The organism is Chloracidobacterium thermophilum B (genome assembly GCF_000226295.1).
GTDB classification, from domain to species: Bacteria; Acidobacteriota; Blastocatellia; order Chloracidobacteriales; family Chloracidobacteriaceae; genus Chloracidobacterium; species Chloracidobacterium thermophilum.
The window spans coordinates 1,859,640-1,884,191 of the sequence record NC_016024.1 but is presented as its reverse complement, the minus strand read 5'-3'; the positions used below and the strand labels follow the sequence as shown (position 1 = coordinate 1,884,191).

The 24,552-nt window shown below is 60.2% G+C and carries 24 protein-coding genes; 16 read left to right on the top strand and 8 right to left on the bottom strand.

Annotation, left to right across the window (positions count from 1 at the left end; translation table 11 throughout):
- Positions 1 to 19 precede the first annotated feature (19 nt).
- The 3 genes from CABTHER_RS07695 to dcd form a co-directional block, all read right to left on the bottom strand.
- Positions 20 to 262 carry an acyl carrier protein gene (locus CABTHER_RS07695; RefSeq protein WP_041569722.1) on the bottom strand — a complete coding sequence of 81 codons (243 nt, stop codon included), beginning with the start codon at positions 260 to 262 and terminating at the stop codon, positions 20 to 22.
- Positions 263 to 349: 87 nt separating this feature from the next.
- Positions 350 to 1,675: a dihydroorotase gene (locus tag CABTHER_RS07690; protein WP_014100050.1), complete on the bottom strand. Its 1,326-nt coding sequence runs from the start codon at positions 1,673 to 1,675 to the stop codon at positions 350 to 352.
- A gap of 8 nt (positions 1,676 to 1,683) precedes the next feature.
- Positions 1,684 to 2,271 carry a dCTP deaminase gene (gene dcd, locus CABTHER_RS07685; protein ID WP_371821086.1) on the bottom strand — a complete coding sequence of 196 codons (588 nt, stop codon included), beginning with the start codon at positions 2,269 to 2,271 and terminating at the stop codon, positions 1,684 to 1,686.
- A 70-nt stretch (positions 2,272 to 2,341) separates the two neighbouring features.
- On the opposite strand from dcd, the gene CABTHER_RS07680 reads away from it, so the two are divergent.
- The 3 genes from CABTHER_RS07680 to CABTHER_RS07670 all read left to right on the top strand — a co-directional run bounded on the left by CABTHER_RS07680 (position 2,342) and on the right by CABTHER_RS07670 (position 5,647).
- Positions 2,342 to 3,553, top strand: a complete 1,212-nt coding sequence (locus tag CABTHER_RS07680) for a hypothetical protein (RefSeq protein ID WP_014100048.1) — start codon at positions 2,342 to 2,344, stop codon at positions 3,551 to 3,553.
- A 17-nt stretch (positions 3,554 to 3,570) separates the two neighbouring features.
- Complete coding sequence (locus CABTHER_RS07675) at positions 3,571 to 4,017, top strand: YybH family protein (RefSeq protein WP_148263982.1); 447 nt, start codon at positions 3,571 to 3,573, stop codon at positions 4,015 to 4,017.
- Between the two features lie 136 nt (positions 4,018 to 4,153).
- Positions 4,154 to 5,647 carry an ABC1 kinase family protein gene (locus CABTHER_RS07670; RefSeq protein ID WP_049787483.1) on the top strand — a complete coding sequence of 498 codons (1,494 nt, stop codon included), beginning with the start codon at positions 4,154 to 4,156 and terminating at the stop codon, positions 5,645 to 5,647.
- Here CABTHER_RS07670 and CABTHER_RS07665 read toward each other — a convergent pair.
- From CABTHER_RS07665 to CABTHER_RS07655, 3 genes are read right to left on the bottom strand one after another with little or no spacing between them, the layout of a single operon-like run.
- On the bottom strand, positions 5,635 to 5,940 hold the full coding sequence (locus CABTHER_RS07665; protein WP_014100045.1) for an Os1348 family NHLP clan protein: 306 nt from the start codon (positions 5,938 to 5,940) through the stop codon (positions 5,635 to 5,637). The genes CABTHER_RS07670 and CABTHER_RS07665 overlap by 13 nt on opposite strands.
- Positions 5,921 to 6,814: a DUF692 domain-containing protein gene (locus tag CABTHER_RS15770; protein WP_014100044.1), complete on the bottom strand. Its 894-nt coding sequence runs from the start codon at positions 6,812 to 6,814 to the stop codon at positions 5,921 to 5,923. The genes CABTHER_RS07665 and CABTHER_RS15770 overlap by 20 nt, the downstream gene beginning before the upstream one ends.
- A 52-nt stretch (positions 6,815 to 6,866) precedes the next feature.
- The gene (locus CABTHER_RS07655; protein ID WP_081464785.1) at positions 6,867 to 7,922 is read right to left on the bottom strand and encodes a TIGR04222 domain-containing membrane protein; all 1,056 of its coding nucleotides are present in this window, start codon (positions 7,920 to 7,922) and stop codon (positions 6,867 to 6,869) included.
- Positions 7,923 to 8,284: 362 nt separating this feature from the next.
- Between CABTHER_RS07655 and lon the strand changes: the two genes are divergently transcribed.
- The 3 genes from lon to CABTHER_RS07640 are packed head-to-tail and all read left to right on the top strand — an operon-like array spanning position 8,285 to position 11,906.
- Entirely contained in the window at positions 8,285 to 10,738 is a 2,454-nt protein-coding gene (gene lon, locus CABTHER_RS07650) for an endopeptidase La (protein WP_228374040.1), read from the top strand.
- Positions 10,735 to 11,439, top strand: coding sequence for a TlpA family protein disulfide reductase (locus CABTHER_RS07645; protein ID WP_014100041.1), 705 nt, complete (start codon positions 10,735 to 10,737; stop codon positions 11,437 to 11,439). Before lon ends, CABTHER_RS07645 begins: the two co-directional genes overlap by 4 nt.
- Positions 11,439 to 11,906, top strand: a complete 468-nt coding sequence (locus CABTHER_RS07640; RefSeq protein ID WP_014100040.1) for a PaaI family thioesterase — start codon at positions 11,439 to 11,441, stop codon at positions 11,904 to 11,906. The genes CABTHER_RS07645 and CABTHER_RS07640 overlap by 1 nt, the downstream gene beginning before the upstream one ends.
- Before the next feature lie 33 nt (positions 11,907 to 11,939).
- Here CABTHER_RS07640 and CABTHER_RS07635 read toward each other — a convergent pair whose 3' ends face one another.
- Positions 11,940 to 12,764 carry a hypothetical protein gene (locus CABTHER_RS07635; RefSeq protein ID WP_148263981.1) on the bottom strand — a complete coding sequence of 275 codons (825 nt, stop codon included), beginning with the start codon at positions 12,762 to 12,764 and terminating at the stop codon, positions 11,940 to 11,942.
- A 157-nt stretch (positions 12,765 to 12,921) separates the two neighbouring features.
- Here CABTHER_RS07635 and CABTHER_RS07630 point away from each other — a divergent pair, with 157 nt between their 5' ends.
- From CABTHER_RS07630 to recR, 4 genes are all read left to right on the top strand, one after another.
- A complete protein-coding gene (locus CABTHER_RS07630; RefSeq protein ID WP_014100038.1) occupies positions 12,922 to 13,155 on the top strand; it encodes a zinc-binding dehydrogenase in 234 nt (77 codons plus the stop codon).
- Positions 13,156 to 13,306: 151 nt separating this feature from the next.
- Positions 13,307 to 14,977, top strand: a complete 1,671-nt coding sequence (locus tag CABTHER_RS07625) for a hypothetical protein (protein WP_228374039.1) — start codon at positions 13,307 to 13,309, stop codon at positions 14,975 to 14,977.
- A 75-nt stretch (positions 14,978 to 15,052) separates the two neighbouring features.
- Positions 15,053 to 15,385, top strand: coding sequence for a YbaB/EbfC family nucleoid-associated protein (locus tag CABTHER_RS07620; RefSeq protein WP_014100036.1), 333 nt, complete (start codon positions 15,053 to 15,055; stop codon positions 15,383 to 15,385).
- Between the two features lie 25 nt (positions 15,386 to 15,410).
- Positions 15,411 to 16,016, top strand: coding sequence for a recombination mediator RecR (gene recR / locus CABTHER_RS07615; RefSeq protein WP_014100035.1), 606 nt, complete (start codon positions 15,411 to 15,413; stop codon positions 16,014 to 16,016).
- Between the two features lie 18 nt (positions 16,017 to 16,034).
- Here the strand turns inward: recR and CABTHER_RS07610 are convergent, their stop codons facing one another.
- Positions 16,035 to 17,387: a flavin-containing monooxygenase gene (locus CABTHER_RS07610; RefSeq protein ID WP_014100034.1), complete on the bottom strand. Its 1,353-nt coding sequence runs from the start codon at positions 17,385 to 17,387 to the stop codon at positions 16,035 to 16,037.
- Positions 17,388 to 17,596: 209 nt separating this feature from the next.
- Between CABTHER_RS07610 and metG the strand changes: the two genes are divergently transcribed.
- From metG to mtnA, 6 genes are all read left to right on the top strand, one after another.
- On the top strand, positions 17,597 to 19,597 hold the full coding sequence (gene metG / locus CABTHER_RS07605) for a methionine--tRNA ligase (protein WP_014100033.1): 2,001 nt from the start codon (positions 17,597 to 17,599) through the stop codon (positions 19,595 to 19,597).
- A gap of 65 nt (positions 19,598 to 19,662) precedes the next feature.
- Positions 19,663 to 20,937: an NADH-quinone oxidoreductase subunit NuoF gene (gene nuoF, locus CABTHER_RS07600; RefSeq protein WP_014100032.1), complete on the top strand. Its 1,275-nt coding sequence runs from the start codon at positions 19,663 to 19,665 to the stop codon at positions 20,935 to 20,937.
- Positions 20,938 to 20,940: 3 nt separating this feature from the next.
- Positions 20,941 to 21,567 (top strand): D-glycero-alpha-D-manno-heptose-1,7-bisphosphate 7-phosphatase, encoded by a 627-nt coding sequence (locus tag CABTHER_RS07595; protein WP_014100031.1) that lies wholly within the window; start codon positions 20,941 to 20,943, stop codon positions 21,565 to 21,567.
- Positions 21,564 to 22,913 (top strand): hypothetical protein, encoded by a 1,350-nt coding sequence (locus tag CABTHER_RS07590; RefSeq protein ID WP_014100030.1) that lies wholly within the window; start codon positions 21,564 to 21,566, stop codon positions 22,911 to 22,913. The genes CABTHER_RS07595 and CABTHER_RS07590 overlap by 4 nt, the downstream gene beginning before the upstream one ends.
- Before the next feature lie 52 nt (positions 22,914 to 22,965).
- The gene (locus CABTHER_RS07585) at positions 22,966 to 23,415 is read left to right on the top strand and encodes a hypothetical protein (RefSeq protein WP_014100029.1); all 450 of its coding nucleotides are present in this window, start codon (positions 22,966 to 22,968) and stop codon (positions 23,413 to 23,415) included.
- A 96-nt stretch (positions 23,416 to 23,511) separates the two neighbouring features.
- Positions 23,512 to 24,552 carry an S-methyl-5-thioribose-1-phosphate isomerase gene (gene mtnA / locus CABTHER_RS07580; RefSeq protein WP_014100028.1) on the top strand — a complete coding sequence of 347 codons (1,041 nt, stop codon included), beginning with the start codon at positions 23,512 to 23,514 and terminating at the stop codon, positions 24,550 to 24,552.

Below are 24,552 nucleotides of genomic sequence, written 5' to 3'. Positions count from 1 at the left end.
AGCTTGTGGAACGCACAACCTATCCGAGCTTGGACTGGATGTAGCTTATTGCATCCTTCACGCTCAGGATTTTCTCGGCGTCCTCATCAGGAATTTCGAGTCCGAAGTCCTCCTCGAAACGCATGACGAGTTCGACCGTATCGAGTGAATCGGCACCCAGGTCCTCAATGAACTTGGCCTCCGGGGTCACTTCACTTTCATCCACGCCGAGTTCCTCGACGATGATAGCCTTGACTTTCTCTTCAACGGATTGCTCTGCCATGAGCGAATGCATCCTCTCTCTTCTTCAGTATTTGGCATGTGCCGGCCCGTGACGGACACGCACCGGCACACGAAAAATCGGCGCACGTTAACTTGTCCGGTAGTCTGCCGCAACCGTTTCGGCAAGCACAGGCGGCGGCAGAACACTCCGCCGCTCGCCGCCCACCACCACCATGACTGGCGCGCCTTTGAGCCGCCAGCCGTCGAAAGGGCAGTTGCGCGCTTTTGACTGCCACTGACGCACATCCACCACCGTTTCGCGGTGGATGTCCAGTATTGTCATATCCGCCGGGCAGCCAATTTGCAACGTCCCACCAGGCAGGTTGAAGGCGCGCGCCGGGCCGGTCGAAAACAGCTCGATGAGGCGCAGCAACGGAATGCCCTGCTGCCAGTAGAGCCGGTCAAGCATCAGACTCACGGCGCACTCCAGTCCCACCACCCCGAAGGGCGCGTGCAAAAGCACCTGGTCCTTTTCCAGCGTTGTGTGCGGCGCATGGTCGGTCGCCAGACAAGTCACCGTGCCGTCAGCCACACCTTCGAGCAGGGCTTCGACATCCCCGGCCGTACGCAGCGGCGGATTCATCTTGGCCAGTGGCCCCAGCGTCAAGACAGCGGATTCATCAAGCGTCAGATGATGCGGTGTAACTTCACAGGTAATCGGCAAGCCCTCGGCGCGGGCGCGCCGCACCAGTTCCAGCGAACCGGCCGTGCTCAGATGGGCAATGTGAATATGCGCCCCCGTCAGGCTGGACAACACGACATCCCGCGCCACATCCACTTCCTCGGCGGCGCGCGTCATCCCCCGTACCCCCAGACGTGTGGACACAGCTCCTTCATTGATGACGCCGCCGGCCGCCAGGTCACGATTTTCACAGTGATCAATGACCGGCAATCCAAAGTCGCTGGCATATTCCAGCGCCCGTCGCAACAGGTTGGCGTTGGCAATCCCATGTCCGTCATCCGACAGGGCCACGACCCCGGCCGCCGCCATCCCACCAATATCCGCCAGAGCTTCCCCCTGTAATCCCTTGGTCACAGCGCCAATGGGATACACGCGGCACGCAGCAGCTTCCCGCGCCCGGTCGAGGATGTAGCGCGTAACCAGCGGCGAGTCATTGACGGGCAAGGTGTTCGCCATGCAGCACACGGCCGTGAAGCCGCCGGCCACAGCCGCGCGTGTTCCGGTAGCTATCGTTTCCTTCGCCGTAAAGCCCGGCTCACGCAGGTGCACGTGAACATCTATGAATCCCGGTGCCACAACCAACCCGGTTGCATCCACCAGTTCCGCCTGTGGAGGGATGTCCAGATTCGGCCCCAGTGCTGCAATGCGGCCGTCCACCACCAGAACATCCATGACCGCATCCAGGTTTTGCGAGGGATCGCAGACGCGGCCGTTCCGAATGACGAGTGCCATGCGCTTGCCTAAACCTTGGCCAGGGTCAATCCGGTCTGATGCTGATACTTGCCCGCGCGGTCACTGTAGGAAACGGCGCATTCCTCGTCCGACTCGAAGAAGATGATCTGAACGAATCCTTCTTCGGCATAGAGCCGGACTGGCAGGTTGGCCGCATTGTACAGCTCGATGACCAGCCGCCCCTTCCAGTCGGCTTCGAGCGGCGTGGTGTTCTGAATCAGCCCACAACGCGCATAGGTGCTTTTTCCAAGAGCAATCGCCGTGACGTTGCGCGGCATCTGGAAGTGCTCAATCGTCACCCCCAGCGCATAAGAGTGAGGCGGCAGCAACCAGTAGTGGCTGCCGTCGGCCGCCGTTCGCAGCGGAATGTCCAGCAGGTTGTCGGGATTGAAGTTTTTGGGGTCCACTTCCGTCCCCTGGATCGGAGAAAAGACCTTAAACTCATCCCGCGCCAGACGACAGTCATAACCATAGCTTGACAGCCCACAGCTTATGATGCGCCGGTCTTCGACCTGCCGGATGAGCCGCCGCTCAAAAGGCGAAATCAGGTTATACTCTTCGCACATGCGAAGGATCCACTTGTCCGACTTAATCACGGTTGGTTTCCACAGCGTGTGACAGCATGTTGAGGTACAAAGGCGGTTCGTAACCCTGAGACCCGATGATATGGCAGTTCATCCCACCCGACTCAAGCTCTTTCTTGCCGTCGCCGGGCTGATGCTCCTGATGAGCCATGCCCTGCGCACCACAATCCTCGCCGGGACGGGCGGGAACAACCCTGCCTTGCAGCGTCCGCGCTCGGTGGAAACTTCGGAAAACCAGACCGGCCCGCTGTCGGAAGTGGGCTTTTACCGTCTTGTCCAGCGTGTGCGCCAGGGACAAATCACCACTGACGCGGCCATCCGGGAGTTGCGCCAACGCGGCATCACCTTTGAAGTCACGGACGAAGTTCTGGACCGCGCCCGCCAGCTTGGTGCACCCGGCGCGCTCATCACGGCTCTGGTCGAACTGACGTTTCAACCATCGCCAAAACCATCCCCAACGGCGCGTCCCCAACCCACCCGCACCATACCGTCCGGCCCTGTCCCTGCCAGTTCGGCGCCACCCCGCGACCAGGCAGAACCGGTCAGTGATGAGCCGTCGGAAGCGTCCGCAGAAGACGAAACAGCGCGTCTCAGCCAACTGCCGCTCATCGAACAGGCCCGGTTTCATGCCCTGCGCAGCGCCGACGACCTCCCGGATTTCATCGTCACCCAGACCATCCGCCGCATGGTGCGGGACGGTCGCGGCCAGTGGCAAACGCGCGACATCCTTGAAACGGAAGTCCGGGTCGAAGGCGGACGCGAACGGGTCGAACTGCTGTCCATCAACGGACGCGCCACCCAACGGCGCTATGAAGACGTTGGCGGCGCGACTTCCGTTGGCGATTTTTCCGGCCAGCTTGCCGCCCCGTTTCTGCCCAGCACCAATACCCGGTTCCGTGAAGCCAGACGGGAACGCTACCGGGGGCGCCTCTGTCGCGTGTATGACTTCGTTGTTCCCAAGGCCAATTCCGGCTACACCCTCACCGTACGGCTCTCCGACGGCACACCGCAGCGCATTCAGGTCGGCTATCAGGGCAGCCTGTGGATTGACGAAGCCACCAAGCGCGTGCTGCGCATCGAACATACGGCAACCGACATTCCACCAGGCTTTCCCATGTCGCAGGTCGAATCGGCCGTGGATTACGACTGGGTCACGATTCTCGGCAAGAACTACTGGATGCCGCTGACGGCTGAGACCATCCAGGTGAGCGATGCCTATCGCCAGGCTTTTCGGAATGTCAGCGAGTTTCGGAACTACCGAAAATTCGAAGGCGACGTCAAAATCATCGAGTGAAAACCGCCCTGAATCCCATGCCTTTCCGACCGCTTGCCGCGTGTTTCTGTCTGCTCTGGTTACTGTTTGGTGCAATTCGCACTCCGGCGCAGCCCCCATCGTCCGTGGCCGCCATTCGTACGCTGCTCGACAGGCAGGTAGCCGCCTGGAACCGGGGCGATCTGGAAGGTTTCATGGACGGTTACTGGCGCTCGCCGGAACTGACCTTTGTTTCCGGTACGACCGTGACCAAGGGGTGGGAAGCGACGCTGGTGCGCTACCGGCAACGCTACCAGTCCGAAGGACGCGCCATGGGAACGCTTGACTTCCAGGACCTCGTCATCGAGATGGTCGGGCCGCGCGCGGCACTCGTACGCGGGGCCTGGCGGGTCGTACTTCCCGAACAGATCACTTCCGGGCGCTTCACCCTCCTGGTACGGCGTTTTCCCAACGGCTGGCGCATCGTTTATGACCACACTTCCTGACGCGCAGGCGCCCTGCCGCCAGCCGGACAGTGACGGCAGCCGTCGGCTTTTGTCGCTTTTGCCCGTGGGATGAGTTTGCTATAACGGGCGGGGAAGGCCCATCCGGTGAACCCCGCACCGGTGGCATGTGACCTCGATGAACCGTACCCTGCCCGCAGACTTCTCCATCTCACCGAATGTTCACCCACCGGTTGTCCCCACGCGGCGGGGGGGCTGGAGTTGGCTTCGCCACTGGCAGCGAACGCTTTTTATCGTGTGGGTTCTGGGGCGCTTCGCCTGGATGCTGTACCGCGACCTCCGACGCGCCCGAGTTCACTCAGACGGCGGCAACCTGGCCGTACTTCCGGCTGAAAAACTCGAAGCCCAGGCAGCCCGGCTGCGCGAACAGCTCATCCGGCTCGGCCCGACGTTCATCAAGATCGGGCAGGCACTGGCCACCCGCGCCGACCTGCTGCCGGTGCCGTTCATTCAGGAACTGGCCAAGCTCCAGAACCGTGTGCCGCCGTTTCCAAACAGCGAAGCCTTCGCCATCATCGAGAGCGAGTTGGGGGCGCCCGTCAGCCAGCTTTTCCGCACCGTTGACCCGGAACCCGTTGCCGCCGCCAGTCTGGGACAGGTCTATCGCGGCGTCCGGCACGACGGGCAGGAAGTGGCCATCAAGGTGCAACGCCCCAATCTCGTGGCGCGCATCAGCGAAGATGTGGACATCCTGCGCCGTCTTGCCCGGTGGATGGCCAGCTCGAAACGGCTCTTCAAAGGTAACGACTGGGTTGGGATGATTGATGAGTTCGAGCGCACGATCTATGCCGAACTCGATTACCGCAACGAAGGCCGCAATGCCGAACGCTTCCGGCAGAACTTTGCCGACTGGCCACGGGTTCACGTGCCGACCATCTTCTGGGAACAGACGACCTCGCGGGTCATCACCATGGAGTTCCTGCGTGGCATCTGTGTGACCGATCTGGAAGGGCTGGCCGCCGCCGGCATTGACGCCAAGGAAGCCAACGAGCTGATGTATCGCACCTACTTCAAACAACTGCTCGAAGACGGCTTCTTTCACGCCGACCCGCATCCGGGCAACATTCTCATACTGCGCGACGGACGGCTGGCCTTTTTTGACTTCGGCATGGTCGGGCATATTTCCCCAACCCTGCAGAGCCAGATGGTCAGCGCCTTTTTCCACCTTATCGAACGTGATGCGCCGGGCATCGTCCGGGATTTGGTCGGGCTGGGATTTCTTTCGCCCGAAGCCGATATGGAAGATTTTGCGCGCGTCGTCGAAGACCTGTTCCGGCGCAAACTCGATGTCAACCTCTCGGAAGTCCGCTTCAAGGACCTGACTTACGACCTGGGCGACATCATCTACCGCTACCCCTTCTCGACGCCTGCTTCGTTCACCTTCATCATCCGGGCGCTGATGACTCTGGAAGGCATCAGCATCACGATGAACCCGCGCTTCAACTTCCTTGAAGTTGCCCTGCCCTATGCGCGCGACTTTCTGTTCCGGCGCGAAAGCGCGCAACTGCGGGAAAAGGTCTGGGCCAGCCTGCACGATGCCCGTAATGGGAAGCTCAACTGGACGCGCGTGTGGAATCTTGCCCGGACGGCGCTGGCGCTCTATTTCGCCTGAAGGGTTGTCCGGCGGCGGTGCCGCCACTCCGCCCAGCGGTCACGCCACCACCGCCGCCAGCGGGTTCGCCATCCCTGCCGGCGTTTGTACTCCGCCTTGTAGTCGAGCTTTTTGGCAAACACCCGCGCAGCCAGCTCCAGGCCCGTCAGATCAATTGCCGCCAGCGCCGCGCATTCTTCCGGCGACAGCCCAAAGGCGCGAGCTGTGTTTTCCGGCGCGGCCAAAAACTGCTCCCGGAAAGCTTCATCGGCATAGAGCCGCGCCAAAAAGGCTTCAAAGTGTGGCGACGACATTGGTGCGTACGTTCTGGTTGGCGTCCCGGTCGGCGCGCCCCCGTGCCAGGGCGGCACGTGCGGCATCGAGTTCATCCAGAAGCTGGGCAAAGGGCGGATAGTCGCCGTCGCGCTCCAGAATGACGACCAGCGGCCGCGCCGTCCGCCGCGCCACTTCGGCCAGCAGGTCAAACACCGGTTGTGGCGTTGCGTGGCGGTGGTCGTCGAGCAGCCGTCGCCCCGGAAAGCGCGTCGCCTGCACCCACTTCCCGCCTGCCAGGTGGATGTAGCCGACCCGTTCGAGGGGAAGCCGGGCGATGGCTTCACGGGGGTCAAAATCGAAGTTGCAGGCGTTGGCGTACAGGTTGTGCAGATCGAGCAGCAAACCGTTTTCCGTGGCGGCCAGGATGCCTTCCAGCCACGTCACCTCATCGAGCGCACTGCCGGGCGGCTCGATAATGGTGGAGATGTTCTCAACCAGTGGATTGCTGCCGACAATGGTGCGTGCTGTGGCGAGATTGCGTGCCGTGCCCTCGATGGTGGCGGCTGTTCGCGGCGGCGCGGCCAGGTGGCCGACTTCAACGCCGCCGCCACGTACAAAGGCGAGATGCTCCGACCACAGCCATGGCTCGACCTCACCGATGAGACGGGCCATGTGGTCAAGCCGAACGGGGTCAACCGGTGCGGTCGAGGCCAACCCCAGGGAAACGCCGTGCAGCACCAGCGGCACTTGCCGCCCCAGCCAGCGCAACGCCTGCCGCTCCCTGCCCGGTGCGTCGAAGTAATCATCGGCGATGACTTCCACCACCTCGATACGATCCAGGTTAGCCAGGATGTCGGCTGCCAAAGGGGCGCGCCATCCAAGACCGACGCGATCGGGCAGGGTTTCCACCATATCCAGTCACCATCAGACTTACGACCATCAGGCAAGTGGGAACAACAGTAACCTAGCTACAGCCACCACAGCCGCCGCCACAACTGCTGCAACTACCGCCGTCGCTGCTGCACGAACTGCTGCAGGAACTCCCACAGGATGAACTGTCGGTCGGAGCTTTGGGGAAGGCTTCCCGGACTTCAGGGAAAACCTCCGCCGGCAGGGCCGCGACACCATAGACACCGGCCAGCAGGGCAATCTGCGCCATCGAGGCGTTGGCTTTGAGGGTTGCGGCCTGGGCGCGCATGCCTTCAAACAGCGATTCCAGCGACTTCACAACATAGTTGCCAAGGCGCGTCCGATAGTCTCCGCTAAAACTCCAAGCCCAGATTGCCGCAACAATCATAATCAGCAGGGTAAAGCCGATGTTGCGGTATCCATGCCACAAGGCCACCCCAATCTTGGTCAAACCGACCACCAGGATGAGGATCAGAGCAAACAGCGCCCGACTGGTACGGGCCTGTTTCTGGGCTTCAGAGGGCAACAAGCCGGCGTTCTCCAGCTCTTCTTTGTAAAGATCATCCACCTGCTGTTTGAGACCACCCTGCTCAAACATTTCCTCCGGCTTCCGTGGAGTTGTGAAAAAGCGAAGTACGGCTCTTTCCAGAGGAAATGGCAGCGACTTCGCATCACAGTCCGGCGCGGTCACGAGCTGCTTTTCCTTTTTTTCCGACGACTCGTTCTGCAAAAGCCTCAGGTGACGGGCTTCGATGAGGACGGCCGTGGCCACCCGTAGGGCCTCGTTGGCTCCCCCGCGCAGGTAGGCCAGTCGGTAGGGGTCAGAAGTATCGAACTTCGTCAGTTCCCTGACCGGCTCGGCCACGATTCGCCGCACATACAGCATTGCGATCACGGTCGCACAAGCCAGCAGGTAAGCCAGCAGAAACGCGGTTTTGGGCAGGCAGATGATGACGACGGTGAAACACAGGAGCAGGGTAAACCAGGCGATGACAAACGCCCGGACCACCCAGGCGTCATCGCCTGTAAGAGAAGTCGCTTGGTTTGTGGTTGGGGTTACAGATTTCCACGGGTCGGAAGGCTTGGGCGTGCTGACTGGGTAGGAACTCATAGGCTACCTCCTGGCATCGAGCCTGACGTTATCAAGAAGCCCATCGGTCTGAGAGGCGATGACCAACGAAACATGACGCAGATGAACTGGTTTACCGCGGCCCCTTTCAGCTCTGCCATTTACACCACGGTACGCAGGCGATGTGACATCTTTGTTTAAAATCCGAAGGTGCCAACAATTGCCAGCCAGCTTCTGTGGCCCACATCAGGACCGGATGCCCTGGAGCGGCAAAGGCACAGCCGAAGTCAGCGTGTTTCGCCTGGTTATTTTTAGACTGAAACCGTTCTGCACACCACCGTCTCCCGTTCGGGATGTCTTTCCTATCCAGCCTGAAACGCGATACCTTACCAGTTTGCCAGGATATGTTTGCTCAAATCACTATGGTCTCCAAAATCCCAAGCGCCAGCGTGGCGTTGCCAATGACACACGAGTTATCTGATGAACTCCCGTTGACCAACGAGGGGACAGGCGATATTCCCGACACACTGCCGTTGTTGCCGCTGCGCGACATTGTCATCTTTCCATTTCTCATCGTTCCCCTTTTTGTACAGCGCGAGAAATCGCAACGTGCCATCGAAAACGCCCTCCCCAACCGGCGTCTGATTGTGCTCGCCACCCAGCGCAATCCAGAGGACGAGGACCCGACCGGCGATGACCTGCACCGGGTTGGTACGATTGCGGCTGTGATGCGCCTGCTCAAAACCGGCGATGGCCGGGTGCGGATTCTCGTTCAGGGATTGGCGCGGGCGACACTTCTGCGTGTGACCGACGAAGCCGGCTACCTGCAGGCGCAGGTGCAAACCATTCCTGAAGCCTCGGTCGAGATGACCCTGGAAGTTGAAGCCCTGATCCGCGCGGTCAAGGGGTTGCTCGAACGGATTGTCACCCTGGGCAAGCAGATTTCTGCCGAAGTGCTCGCCATTGCGGCATCCCTGGATGATCCGGGCCGCCTGGCTGATCTCTGCGCCTCCAACCTCGACGCCAAGCTCAGTGATGCCCAGGCGATTCTCGAAGAAGCCGACCCCATTGCCCGTCTGCGGCGCGTTCACGACCTCATGGCCCGCGAAGTGGGCATTCTCACGGTACAGCAGGAAATCAGCAGCCAGGCCAAGGGTGAGATTGACCGCTCCCAACGCGAGTTTTACCTGCGCCAGCAGCTCAAGGCCATTCAGCAGGAGTTGGGCGAAATTTCTGATGCCGGCGACGAAGTGGCGGCCTACCAGGAAAAAATCGCCGAAGCCCGCCTTCCCGAACCGGCGCGGGAAGAAGCGACGCGCCAGCTCAAACGCCTCGAACGGCTCCACCCGGACGCCGCCGAGGCGGGGCTGCTGCGGACGTATCTGGATACCCTGCTGGCGCTTCCCTGGAACACTTTTTCGGAAGACCACATTGACCTTCAGCACGTCAAAGCCGTCCTCGATGCCGACCATTACGGCCTCGAAAAGGTCAAGGAGCGCATTCTCGAAGCCCTGGCAGTACGGCGGCTCAAACCGGATACCAAAGGGCTGTTATTGTGTCTGGTCGGGCCGCCCGGCGTGGGCAAGACCTCTCTCGGCCGGTCGGTGGCCAAAGCCATCGGGCGCAAGTTCGTCCACATTTCACTGGGTGGCGTCCACGACGAAGCTGAAATCCGTGGGCACCGCCGAACCTACGTGGGTGCCATGCCCGGACGCATCATCCTTGGGCTTCAGCAGGCCGGGACGAAAAACCCGCTGATGCTCCTCGATGAAGTGGACAAACTGGGCAACGACTTCCGGGGCGATCCGGCCTCGGCGCTGCTGGAAGTGCTTGACCCGGAACAAAACCACGCCTTCCGTGACAACTACTTGGGTGTGCCGTTTGACCTTTCAAAAGTCATGTTCCTGCTGACGGCCAACGTCACCGACACGATTCAACCGGCCCTGCGCGACCGGCTCGAAATTGTGCGGTTGTCGGGCTACACCCAGGAAGAAAAACTCGTCATTGCCCGGCGGCATCTCGTGCCCAAGCAGCTTGCCGAGAGCGGCCTGACCGGCAAGCATCTGGCCATCACGGAAAGCGCCCTGCGGATGACCATTGCCCGCTACACCCGTGAGGCCGGCGTCCGCCAGCTTGAACGCGAAATTGGCAAGATGTGCCGCAAGGTGGCGCGGCGCGTCGCCGAAGGCGACAGCGGGAAAGTCACCATCACGGCCGCCAATCTGTCTGATTACCTTGGCGTCCCGAAGTTCAAAGCCGACGCCATTTTGTCCCAGGATCGCATCGGCGTGGCCGCCGGATTGGCCTGGACGAGTGTCGGCGGCGACGTGATGCACGTCGAAGCCCTCCTGCTGCGCGGCAAGGGCGGGCTGCTTCTGACGGGCAAGCTGGGTGAAGTCATGAAGGAATCCGCCCATGCGGCACTGTCGTATGCCAAGTCCCGCGCCCGCGAACTGGGTATCGAGCCTGATGTTTTCACGCAGCATGACCTCCACATTCACGTCCCGGAAGGCGCGATTCCAAAGGACGGACCCTCGGCCGGCATCACTATGGCCACGGCCATGGTTTCGGCGCTGTCCCGCCGTCCCGTCAGGCGCACGGTGGCCATGACGGGCGAAATCACCCTGCGCGGCGATGTCCTGCCCGTCGGTGGCATCCGCGAAAAAATCCTGGCGGCGCGGCGGGCCGGCATCAAAACCGTCATCCTTCCGGCGCAGAACCAGCCGGATGTCAGGGACATCCCGGCGGAACTCGTCAAAGGTCTCAAGTTCATTTATGTGCAGGAGGTCAGCGAAGTGTTTGCCGCAGCGCTCGGCAAGGCGGCAAAGACTTTGCCGGCCAAGGGAGTCAACAAATGAAACGCAACCACTGGACGCACCTGCTCTGTCTGCTGGCACTGGCGTGGTTCAGCTTGGCGGACGCACCCGCCGTGGCAGTCCCCCGGCACATGGACATGAACACGACGGAAGACGGGCATGAGTACGCCCCGCTGCAAACCGTCAAGCTCCGCTACAAAGACTGGACCTATCCCGGACTCGACGGCCAACCCATCAACCTGCGGACATGGATGAAGGGCAAGAAACTTGTGCTGGTTGTGTACTTCGCGCCCTGGTGTGGCAACTGGCGCTATGAGGCCGAAGTTCTGTCCCGCCTGCACGCCAAATATCAACCGCATGGGCTGGGCATCATTGCTGTCAACGAATACGGCACTACCGACGAGACCAGGGCCTTTTTTGGTGAAGCCGGCGCGCCTTACCCGGTTGTGGTTGAATCCGAAGACCGCCGCCGGATTGGTGAGACCTCCCATGCGCTGTACCGGCGGATGACGGGCGACTTCCGCACCTATGGTTCTCCCTACAACATCTTCCTCGAACCGGCAGCGGTCATCGAAACGGGCGAGGTGCTGGCTGAACAGGTTACCGTCGCCAATGGTGAACTCATCGAAGCCGAGGCCGAGGCGTTCATCCGTAAAAAGCTGGGACTGCCGGCGGCCTCCGGGCCAACAGCGAACCCTTCCCAACCGGACAAGCTAGGCTCACCCCTGTTACGCATGCGCTGATGACCGCCCTGCTGCCGCGTCTGTCTGCTCAGGAACTCAATGACTTGCTGCACAACGCTTTTCCGCTCGTGCCGCCAGGGTTGTTTTGTGTCGAAACCGTAGAACCCATGCGGGTTCGGGTGCGGATGCGCAGGCTCGAAGAGCACATTCGCCCCGGCGGGACGCTTTCCGGCCCGGCGCTGTTTACGCTGGCGGACACAGCACTGTACCTGGTCGTTCTGGCCATGTGCGGCCCCGTGCTGGAAGCCGTCACCAGTGAGATGACGATTCACTACCTGCGGCGTCCGGTCGCGCGCGACGCCATCGGCGAGGCTACCCTTTTGCGATTGAGCCAAAGATCGGCCGTCGGCGAGGTTCTCATCCGTGTTGCTGATGACCCGACACCGGTGGCTCATGCCGTCGGAACTTATGCCCTTCCAAAAAACGCTAGCTCGTTGGGGCAAGCCACCAGCGACAGCTCCGCGTGATGATATTTTTCCTGAAGACTTTGGCAAACCGGGTTACTTTCCGGCTTCTTCAATCCCGACTCTGGTAACAAACAGTACCTTGGGTGATTTGTCGGCATAGGACAGGGAGCTTTTCCACACATAGCCTTTTTCTCTGTCCCGGATGTTGACCAACAAGCCTTCCATTCTGACCATATCGCACTTCCCAAGTCCGAGAAGGACTTCTCCGACGCTTTCATCGGCTGGTAAAAGTGCCAGATAGCTGATTGAGTTGTTGATTTCCCTGGGATCAATTTCGCCGGGGATGTAGCTGTAGTAAAACCTTCTGGAAATCTCATCAAAGAGAATATTTCTGCAATTGCAGGTACTTCCCATTTGCCGCCACCCGACCCACAACCTGATGGGGGCAATCATTCCAAGCGGGCTGGTAAAGTCAATTTCTGACTTCAAGACCCTGGCCCGGATGGCATAGTTGGCTAATGGTACGATTTCATATCCTTTGAACTGGAATGCAGTGGCTTTGGTTTCCGTCTGAAGTGGCTGGTACTTCAGCCCGTACTCTGACTCATCCACCTTCCTGATGGGCGGAGGTGTTTTGCTTACAGCCTCAGTTCTGTTTGCGCTGTTCCGATTTTCCGACAGCTTATTTCCTGCTTCTTCTTTTTCCAAAAGCTCTGAGGCTTGAAGCGAGTCCATGTTGCCGATACTCTTTTTCCAGGTCATCGTTCCGTACGGCAGACAATGGGAGACTAGAAACGTAAGCGCAAAAGGTAAAGCAAAAAGCTGCTGTATTCCCCACATACGGCTACCTCCTAAATCTTGTGTGAAATCCAGGAATTGAAATCTGGAACCGATAGCTGTTTTCAGAAACCAACTCACCGGTTTCTTCTTGCGTGGGAAAACGGCTGCTGTGTTACAGCAATGAAAAATTGGCAAAGATCAACTGGAACACGCCCGGAGAATGCTTCATTGCCCACTTGGATGCCTGCTGGCTTTTGCTTAGGCTGTCCTGAATGGGTCAGCCTGATCGGGGGTATTGTCCGGGCGGACTGGCGAAATTGACATTGCGCCGGTGCTGATGCAGAACATCCGCGTGCAGGGCATCATTGTTGGGTCGCGGGAGATGTTCGAGGCGATGAACCGTGCCCTGGAGCAGAACCGGATTCGTCCGGTAGTGGACAGAATCTTCACCGTTGAAGAGACACAGCAGGCGTTTGGGTTGATGGCGCAGGGTGGACACTTTGGGAAAATCTGCATTCGGATTGACTGAGACGGTTGCACGTTTGGGGGAGCGTGGGGTGGACATTTTGGGAAAATCTGCATTCGGATTGACTGAGACGGTTGCACGTTTGGGGGAGCGTGGGGTGTGGCGGCAAGCCGTGCAGTGGCTTGCCGTTTGTGTTTTGGGGTTTGGTGCTGGGGTGGTGCACCAGTGGCAGACGGGGCGGATTGGGGTGTTGGGGGATTATGCCTACATTGTGGACACGGCGTGGCGGATAGCGCAGGGGGAGTTGATGTACCGGGATTTTGGGTTACCGCATTCGCCGTTGACGTTTCACGTGCAGGCGACGCTCATCAAGGTGTTTGGGTTTAGCTATGGGGTGACGGCGTGGTACTGCACGGTGGTGAACGTGGGGTACGTGCTGCTGACGTACGGGCTGGTGCGGGTGTCGGTGTCTGGGTGGAGTGGGGTGGCGTTGTGTGTGCCGCTGGTATGGCTGGCGCCGCATTGTATTTATCCGCATCCGTTTTATGACCCGGACGTGTGTTTGCTGGTGTTGCTGAATCTGAACCTGCTGCAGTGGGTGGCGACGCGGCGGGTGGGGGCGGTGGTGGCATTTTTGGGTGGGGTGACGACGGTGTTGCCGGCGCTGGCGAAGCAGAATGTGGGGTATCCGTATGTGGTGTTGGTGGTAGTGGCGGTGGTGTGGTGGGGGTGGTTGCGTGAGCGGTGGGTAGGTGGGGTTGGAGAGGGGGAGCGCGAAGGGCTTGAGGTGGTGGGATTGCGGTGGTTTGGGGCCGGTGTGGCGGCGGGTGTGGTCGGGACGGTGGTGTGGCTGGGGCTGACCTGCGGGCTATGGAACTACTGGCGGTGGGTTTTTGTTTCTGCCAGCCGCCGGTTGGCAGACCTGACATTCATTTTGGAGACTTATGGAAACTATGAGTCGTGGGCGCTGGGTGGGCTGATGGTGTTGGGGTGGTGGCTGTGGCAGCGAAAAGGCGAGGGGGCGCGCCCGTTCTGGGTGGCAACCGCAAGTGCGACACTTTTGCTGGGGCCTTTTGTCGTGGTGAGCGCCATAACCTGGCTCTGCGGACGCTTCTTCGTTGGGTTCGATTATCCGCTGTTGTCGCTGTGGGTTCCGGTCATGATCCTCACGCTGGTCGTTGGATTATGGCAACTGCCGTCAGTCTTGTCGGCGTCACAGCCGGTTCGGACGATGCTCCCGTGGATAGCCGTCATCCTGACGTTCTTTTCATTTCTTTCCCAAGGGCATACCGGATCGTCCTACGGAATATGGGCACTTTTTGTACTCATGGTGGCCTACGTAGTGAGTCTGTTTGGCAGCGACCGCCGGCAGCCGCTGGTGTGCTGGGGGATTGCCATCGCCCTGACATTGGCGGCTTTTCCTTATGTTTACCACAATGTCCGATTGCGTTACGTTGACCAAACAGGAGACGCATTGCAAACGGCCTATTCAGGTCCTCTTCGCCGCTTTACAGTTGATAGTCCTTACCTCAGCAACTTCGCCGAACTGTTGGATTTTGTGGCTGACCGCATTCCTGAAGCCGAGCCAGTGGTATGTGTTCCACAGGAGGATCCGTTTTACGTGATGACGGGGCGACGCAATCCCCTTCCGATGGTCATCTTTGACAGCACAGCTACACCTTTTTTCCCAGAAGAGATTGTAGAAGAAGCCGAGCGCCGTCGGGTGAAGTGGGTGATTGTCAAGCGAGTACTGCAAATAGGACATCTTGCGTGGGAGGTTGAGGGAATCCCGGAAGCTTTCTCTGAAAAGTACACCACAGTGGCCAGGTTGAGCGGCTATGACATCCTCCAGCGCTTGGCTCCGGCGCAAGCTGATTCACCCTGAGCAGGTAAGCCGCTATGCTATCCCTCCACCGAGCTTCGCCGTTCGGTGGGATTTTTCGTCACCAAGGAGACAACGATGAAACTACCCGGTCTGGACCGCCTGCCTGGTTTTGAGCGCGCCATGGAGCAGATGCAGCAGAAGCAGGAAGAAATCAAGCGTGCGCTGGAAAGTGCGCGGTGTGAAGGGACGGCGGGCGGCGGTATGGTGCGCGTCACGGTCAATGGCCTCAAGCAGGTTGTGTCGGTCAAACTCGATGCCGAGGCGCTCGCCGACAAGGAAATGCTCGAAGCCCTGATTGTTGCTGCCGTCAACGAAGCCGGCCGCCGCGCGGATGAAGTTGCCCAGCAGCAGATGCAGCAGCAGATGACGGGTCTGCTCGGCAACCTGAAAATTCCCGGTATGTCCTAGCATCAGGTGTGCGCCTGAGCCACCTATGGCAGAATTTGCGGAACCGATTGCCCGCCTGATTGACGAATTCAGGCGATTGCCGGGCATTGGCCACAAGTCAGCCCAACGGCTGGCTTTCCACGTCCTGCGCAGTAGTGCCGAAGACGCCGAACGGCTCGCGCTGGCCATCACCGAGGTCAAATCCCGGATGACCTTTTGCTCGGTGTGCCACAACCTGACGGACATCGGGCAGGACCCTTGCGCGTACTGTACCAACCCGGCACGCGACCAGCATCTGCTCTGTGTGGTCGAGGAGCCATACAACGTCTTTGCCATTGAACGCACCGGCGAGTACAAGGGCCTGTACCACGTCCTGCACGGGGCCCTGTCCCCGCTCCGGGGGATCGGCCCGGACGACATCCGCCTGCGGTCGCTGCTGGAGCGCCTGCGCACTCTGGAAGTGACAGAAGTTATTCTGGCCACGAACCCGACCACGGAAGGCGAGGCTACGGCCAACTACATCGGCTGCCTGCTCAAACCCATCGGTGTTCGGACGACACGGCTGGCAATGGGGCTGCCGGTCGGCAGCGACCTTGAGTACGCCGATGAAGTCACACTGCACAAGGCACTGGCCTACCGGCGTGAAATGTAAGCCCTACAGCTCTTGGCGCTAAGGGACTTGGCGGGGAATGGGAAGCGTGTAGCCCTGTCGCCGCGCCCGTGCTTCGCCTTTGCGGCGCTCACGTTTCAGATCAGCCAGGTAGTCATCAAAATCCACCTGCATGGTGTGTCGTTTGGATTTGACATAGCGGGCAAACATACGCGCCCGTTCACGTTCCATGTCTCTTTCCATCTCCTCGCGCGGAGGCAAGGCATACTCACCCTTGAGATAGGACGCCACCCACTGGCCCTGGGCTTCGGCCAGCGGCATGATCGCGCCCAACGGCTGAAGCAGGCCGATGAAAAAGACGTTGGGAATGTCCGGTTTGAACACCCGCCGAAACAGTGGCAGGTCGTTGTCCGGCGCGGAGATGAAGTTCTCGTCAAAGAAGGGAAAGGTCACTTTGTAGCCGGTGCAGTACACAATCACGTCCACATCCTCCACGCTGCCGTCGGCAAAGCGGACCTGGTTGCCCAGCAGTTCAGCGATGTTGGGTTTTGGGGTGATGACTCCGTGGGTGAGCCGGTCGAGGATGCGTCCTGAAATCGTCGGATGCGCTTCACCGAAGCGGTGGTCCGGCTTGGGTAAGCCATAGTCCTCCATGCGGCCTACAGCTAACCGCAACGTCCACTCAAAGAGGCGTTGCCGCACGGGCCACGGAATTTTGGCCGTGGTCACGATTTGGTCGAGCGGCCTGCCGAAAATGTATTTGGGGATGATGTATGCCCCGCGCCGCGCCGCCAGGTAGGTTCGCTTGGCCACTTCACTGGCTTCGCAGGCAATGTCCATGGCGCTGTTGCCCATCCCCAGTACGACCACGTTCTTGTCGCGGAAGATGTCGTTGTCCACGTAGTAGTGGGAGTGCAGTATCAGGCCGTCGAATTCTCCGGGGAAGGGCGGCTCTGGATAGCGCGGGTCCCAGTGGTGGCCGTTGGCGACAATGAGCGCGTCGTAGTGTTCCACCTGGCCATTGTCGAGCGTAATGACCCACACGCCATCATCCCGGCGCTCGGCCCACTTGACGCCGGTCTCAAACCGGATGCGGGACCGGAAGCCGAAGTGGTCCACGTAAGCATCGAAGTACTCGGCAATCTGCGAGTGATGGGGAAAGACCGGGTAGTGCTTCGGCATAGGGAAATCGGAATACTGCATGCGCTCGCGGGAGGTGTTGATAAAGAGCCGGCGGTAAGCCGATGACATCCCGTTTTTGTTGCCGAAAACCCAGTTGCCGCCCACGCGGTCGCTTTTTTCGTAGCAGTCAAAGTCAAACTGATGCTCGTGAAGCGCCTTGGCAGCGGTGATGCCGGAGCAGCCGGCGCCGATGATGCAGACCTTGGGAAGTTCAGAACCTGTGCGTGCCATGGGTGAATGCAAGAAGCCTGGTGGTGTAAAACTGACGAAGGTATGGGCCTGGGGAGTCCACGCAAGCTGGAGTGTAGAGCATCTTTTACACCGGAGATACTTCCCGGTGCAGAAAGCCGATGCAGAAAGGCGCACCGCCGAACAGTCCCGCCCGGTGAAAGTGTCCTTCACGTTGCACTTGGCTCTGGGCTATGTCATCACATGCGGCTATGACCGACCGCCGATTCTACGTCACGACGCCGATTTACTACGTCAATGCCCGTCCCCATCTGGGGCATCTCTACACGACCCTGCTGGCCGATACCCTGGCGCGGCACTATCGCCAGCGCCGCTTCGAGACGTTTTTTCTTACCGGCACGGATGAGCACGGCCTGAACATCGAGCGGGCGGCAGCGGCCGCCAACCTGCCGGTCAAAGCCTATGTGGATGCCACTGTCGCCGAGTTTCAGCGCACGTTCGCGGCCTTTGGTCTCCAGCCCGATGACTGGATTCGCACGACTGATCCCGCCCACATTGCCGGCGCACAGACACTGTGGCGGCAGGTACGCGAGCGCGGCTACATCTACAAGGGACACTACGAAGGCTGGTACTGCCCAAGCTGCAATGAGTTCAAGGAGGAAGTCACGCCGGGCGAAGCGCCGGTGTGCGACATTCACCTGCGCCCGACCGAGTGGGTGGCCGAAGAGAGCTACTTTTTCAAACTGTCGGCCTTTCGTGACCGCCTGCTGGAGTTTTATGAAACGCAGCCCGAGGCCGTCCAGCCTGACACGCGCCGCAACGAAGTCAGAAGCTTCGTCGCCGCCAACCTGCGGGACCTCTCCATCAGCCGCATTTCGGTCAAGTGGGGAATTCCGGTGCCCGATGACCCGGCGCACACGATGTATGTGTGGTTCGATGCGCTGTCGAACTACATCACCGCGCTTGGCTACGGCAATGGGCGGCGGCAGGACTTCGACCGGTTCTGGCCGTATGTGCTGCACCTCGTCGGGAAGGACATCCTGCGTTTCCATGCCGTGTACTGGCCGGCGTTTCTGATGGCGGCCGGGTTGCCATTGCCCCGGCGCGTGTTTTCGCATGGCATGTGGCTGTCCGGCGGACGCAAGATGTCCAAGACGCCGGATGCCAGCGGGCGTTCCAACGCGATTGATCTGGATGTGCTCCGCCGCCACTTCTCCAACGATGTCGTACGTTATTTCTGCCTGCGCGAAATGGCCTACGGGCAGGACGGTGACTTCACCTATGAAGCTCTCATTGACCGCGCCAACGGTGATCTGGCTTCCGGGCTTGGGAATCTCGCCAGCCGGACGGTGACGCTCATCCGCAAAGCCTTTGGCGGCGCTGTGCCGAATGTGCCGCCGGATGCGCCGGAAGAGGCCCGCGCCATGGCTGCCACCATAGCCGAGCAGTTTGCCGCCCAGCGCCCGGTGTTTCTGGCGCATATTGAGCGTTTGGCGCTCAGTCGGGCGCTTGAAGCCGCCTGGGAACTGGTGGCGCTGCTTGACAAGTATCTCAGCGACACTGCGCCCTGGAAACTCACGGCGCACCCTGGAGCGCAGCCGCGCCTGGCCACGATTCTGCATACGGCCGCCGAAGGGTTGCGGCATCTGGCGGTCTGGCTGTATCCCTTCCTGCCCGATGCCACGGGGCAGCTCTGGAACCGCCTGGGGCTGGCGGGACATCCGGCGGCGGTTGCTCCCGAAGACCTCTCATGGCAGCGTTTTGAGGGGGCTGTGGTTGCTGATGGCCCCGGACTTTTTCCACGTCTGGACAAAACAGCCATTATGAACGACATCGAGAACACGTCACGGCCGGGGGCACCGGAGCCGGCTGCCGTGCTATCCCAGGCAACGGAACCGTCACCAGCAGGTGGTGAAAGCGGCTACATCACGATTGATGATTTTGCCAAAGTGGAGCTGCGGGTGGGGCAGGTGCTTGTGGCCGAGCGCATCCCAAAGGCCGACAAACTGCTGCGCCTGGAAGTGGATGTTGGTGAGGCTGCGCCACGTCAAATCCTGGCCGGCATTGCCCAGTACTATGCCCCGGAAACGCTCATTGGGCGCAAGATCGTCGTCGTCACCAACCTTGCCCCGCGCAAACTGCGGGGGCTTGAATCCAACGGCATGCTGCTGGCGGCTTCGGTCGGAGAGCAGGGGCGGCCGGTGATTGCCACGTTTGCCGAAGACGTGCCCAACGGTGCGCGGCTCAAGTAAGGACGGTTTCTTCACCCCCCCCCCGATGCAAGTGCTATTTCGCGGCGGAGAAGTTCAGAAAGATCATGCAGACCAAACTCCTGACCAGGCGTTTTGACACGCCCAACTCACGCAGTATCGCCACCTACCTGGCCGATGGCGGCTACGCCGGCCTCAAAAAGGCCCTGACCGGCATGCAGCCGGCGGAGGTCATCGAGGAAGTCAAAAAGTCTTCCCTGCGTGGGCGTGGCGGGGCTGGTTTTCCCACCGGGATGAAATGGGGCTTTGTGCCCGTCAACTCGCCCAAACCGAAGTATGTCGTGTGCAATGCCGACGAAAGTGAGCCGGGGACGTGCAAGGACCGCGAGCTGATGGAAAAAGACCCGCACCAGCTCATCGAAGGCCTGCTCATTGCCGCCTATGCGCTGCTGTCAAAGCAGGTGTTCATCTACATCCGGGGCGAATACTGGTATCTGATCGCCATTCTCGAACAGGCGATTGCCGAAGCCCGGGAACATGGTTTCATCGGGAAAAACATCTGCGGCACATCATTTGAATGTGAAATCGTCGTGCATCCGGGGGCCGGGGCCTACATCTGCGGCGAGGAAACGGCGCTGCTCAACTCACTGGAAGGCTACCGGGGGCATCCCCGGATCAAGCCGCCGTTTCCGGCGGTTGCCGGACTGTATGGCTGTCCGACGGTTGTCAACAACGTCGAGACCTTCTGCGCCGTGCCGCACATCATCGTCCATGGCGGCGACTGGTATCGCAGTCTGGGGACAGAAAAATCCGGTGGGACGAAAATCTTTTCCGTCAGCGGTCACGTCAATCGTCCGGGGAATTATGAAGTCCGCATGGGCTACCCGCTCAAGCAACTCATCGAGGAGGACTGTGGTGGCATCCGTGGGGGGCGCAAACTCAAGGCTGTCATTCCAGGTGGCTCATCGGTGCCCATCATGACGGCCGAGGAAGTCGAGCAGGCGACACTCGACTACGAAGGCATGGCCAAGGCCGGCTCGCTGCTGGGTTCGGGCGGGGTCATCGTCATGGACGAAACGACAGACATCTTCATGACGACCTACAACCTCATCCGGTTTTACAACCACGAGTCCTGTGGCTGGTGCACGCCGTGTCGGGAAGGGACAGACTGGCTGCTCAAGCTGTTCAAAAAGATTGCACGCGGCGAGGGCACCACGGCTGACCTCGACACCATCCGGCGGTTGTGCCCGAATATCGAGGGCCGGTCGCACTGTCCGCTGGGCGATGCGGCAGTGTGGCCGATTACGAGTGCGATGAAGAAGTTTCCCGAAGACTTTCTCAAGCACGTCAAGCCGGCGACGGCGGTTCCCTCGGCGGCCTGAACGATGACGGACGTTGCCCACCGCGCCATCTTTTTTGACCGGGACGGCACGCTCAACGAGGAAGTCGGCTACATCAACCACGTGTCCCGTCTGCGCCTGCTGCCGGCGGCAGCGGCGGCCGTCCGGGCCGTCAATGCTGCCGGGTGGCGGGCCATTGTGGTGACAAACCAGGCCGGGGCAGCGCGGGGCTATTTTCCGGGCTGGATGATTGAGGCCGTCCATGCCCGGTTGCGGGAAGAACTCGCCGCCGCTGGGGCGCGGCTCGATGCGATTTACGTCTGCCCGCACCATCCGACTGTCGGCGAACCACCCTACCGGCTGGATTGTGAGTGTCGCAAGCCCAAGCCCGGTTTGCTGCTGCAGGCGGCGCGTGACTTTGGGCTGGAACTTACGCAGTGTGTCGTTGTTGGCGACCGCTACAGTGACGTGCAGTTGGCGCACCGGGTGGGCGCGCAGGGCGTGCTGGTGCTTACGGGTTACGGGCGGGGCGAGTATGAGTATCAACGGGAGCAGTGGTCCGGTTGGCCGGACTACGTTGCCGAAGATGTCCTGGACGCTGTGACCTGGGTTCTGAAAACACAAGGCATTACCTCGTCCACCACACCTGTTCAACCGAAGAGCGGCTTATGACGACGAATGTGGCGACCTCCGACAGGGCAACCCGCTGGGTCTATCCGCTGCTGCTGGCACTCGTCTTTGCTGCTCTGGTGTGGGGAAGCTGGCGGAAGTGGGGCAATCCCTTCGTGGACTATGGCATCGAGTTGTACGTTGCCTGGCAGTTGTCCGAGGGAAAGCATCTGTACCGGGACATTGTGTGGTTGGGCGGGCCGCTGTCGCAGTACACGAACGCCCTGTGGTTCCGGTTGTTTGGGGTGTCCTACCTGACCCTGTCACTGGTCAACATCGCATTCGTGGCCGGCCTGACGGCGCTGCTCTATCGCTTTTTCACTCGGGCGATTGATCGGACGGCCGGCCTTATCGCTGGCTTGGTCCTGCTCGTCGTGTTTGCCTTTCAGGCCTACGAAACCGGCGGAAGCTGGGATTACGTTGCACCTTACCGTCACGAAGCCGTTCACGGCCTTGGGTTGGCCATCCTGGGGTTGTCGGTCTTCGCCGATTACCTCCAACAGGGTGGGAAATGGCGTCCCTTCGTTCTTGGTCTCTGCTTCGGCGCCGTGTGCCTGACAAAGATTGAACCGTCTGGGGCTATGGCAGGTGCGCTTGTCAGTGGCTACTGGCTCAGCCTGAAGTTTCTGCCACTCCGACGGAAACGCTGGCGACTGGATGTGGGCTGGTTCATCGTTGGCAGCGTGGTCGTGCCACTTGGGTTTGGCCTGTACCTTGCCACCCAGATGCCATTGAAGCTGGCCCTGACAGGTTTGCTTGGCAACTGGCTGAATGTGGTACGGACGGATGCCTTCGGGCAGGTTTTTTACCGGTGGGTCATGGGACTGGATCGCTGGCAAGAGCATCTTGCGCACGCAGTGGGTGGACTAGGTGGCTTTGTAGTGGCTGTGAGTACATTCATTGGTCTGGAACGAATCCTGCATAAGGTGATACGCAGATGGGTAGTGTGGGCTGGGGTTACTTTTGGGGTGACGTGGTTGCTCGCCTACAAAGTTCTGCCTTGGAATTCAGCTTTATACTCCCTACCATTTTTGGCCGGACTGGCACTTCCCTGGCTGGTATGGATGGCGCTTCGATGTACTGATCAGGCGCTGTTGGCGCAGCGGTGGATTCCGCTGACAATGTGGAGTGTTTTCGCATTGCTACTCTTGGGAAAAATCGCGCTCAACGCGCATGTTGGGAATTATGGCTTCACTCTGGCATTGCCGGCCACGGTGCTGTTGGCCGTGAGCACTGTCGGCCTGTTGCCGGAGTTCATCAAAGCCAAGGACTGGGGCACAGGTGAACTCATCCGCTGGGGCAGCGCTGGTGTGTTGGTGGCTTTTTTTTTTGACTGCACAGGAAAGTAGTGGTCGTTTCTACTCGGTAAAGAACATACCTCTTGGCACAGGTGCAGACCGGATGCACGCCTTTGGACTGCCATTTAGTGAGTCGGGTACCATCACGGCTGCGGCGCTGGAAAACATGGCGCAGACCATGCCGCCGGGGGCGACACTGGTTGTCATCCCCGATGGCATCGTTCTCAATTATCTGTTGCGGCGTGAAAACCCGACGCCGTACACCGTTTTCGATCCCGTTCTGATGGCGGTCTATGGCGGGGAGGAACGGGTGGTGGAAACACTGACGGCCCATCCGCCCGATTACATTGCCTTGGTGCAGCGTAACTTTTACGAATACGGACTGGCCCCCTTTGGACAGGACCCACGCTTTGGACGCACCATCCTGGCCTGGGTTGACAAGCACTATGAGGTGGTGCAGGTCTATGGAGCGCCTCCGATTGGCAAGGTCTTTGGGATTGCACTTCTGCGCTGTAAGTCCACTTCCGGCGAGGCGGCAAGCCATGCGCCGTGACGGGTTTGCCAAGCTCCCGGGACTTGCTTAGTATGGCCCGCCGATTACCAGAGACTGGCCCGCGACGGTAAGGGTGTGAAAAGTACCGAACACTGTATGCGCACTGTGGAGTGGACGCCGGCTGGCGTGCGTGTCATTGATCAGCGCGTTTTACCCGGCAGCGAACTGTATCGCACGTACACGACCTGTGAGGAGGTTGCCGAGGCCATTCGGACGATGGTCATCCGTGGGGCCCCGGCCATTGGCGTGGCGGCGGCGTTCGGTATTGCCTTGGGGGTTCGGGCAAGTGTGGCCGCCGGGGAAGACCTCCCGGCCGCCTTTGAGCGGATTTGCCAGACTATGGCTGCCACCCGCCCCACAGCCGTCAACCTGTTCTGGGCCATCGAGCGCATGCGTCGCCAGTTTGAACATCTGCGCGCCGAAAAGACACCGGAAGCCCTGATTGCAGAAGCCCTGGTGGCGGAAGCCCAGGCCATCCACGCAGAAGACATTGCCACCTGCCGCCAGATTGGTCGCCACGGCGCGGAACTCATTCCCGACGGCGCAACCGTACTGACCCACTGTAACGCCGGTGCGCTGGCGACAGCCGGCTACGGGACAGCGCTGGGGGTGATTCGTGCCGCCGTCGAGCAGGGGAAGCGGATCACCGTTTATGCCGATGAAACCCGTCCCTTTTTGCAGGGCGCACGCCTGACGACATGGGAACTCATGCAGGACGGCATACCGGTGACATTAATCTGCGACAACATGGCCGGTCACTTCATGAAGCTGGGGCGCATCAACTGTGTTGTCGTCGGTGCCGACCGGATTGCCGCCAACGGCGACACCGCCAACAAGATTGGAACATACATGGTGGCCGTGCTGGCGCAGCGCCATCGTATTCCTTTCTACGTGGCCGCGCCGGTTTCCACCCTTGACCTGACCCTTGAAACCGGCGATGGCATTCCGATTGAAGACCGCGCTGCACAGGAAGTCACGCATATTGCGTCCGTACCGATTGCGCCCGCCGGCGTGGCCGTTGCCAACCCGGCCTTTGACGTGACGCCACACGATCTCATCACCGGGATTATTACGGAGCGTGGGGTTGCCTACCCTCCCTTTACCGTGTCGTTGCGCCGGTTGGCGGCCGGCACGTAA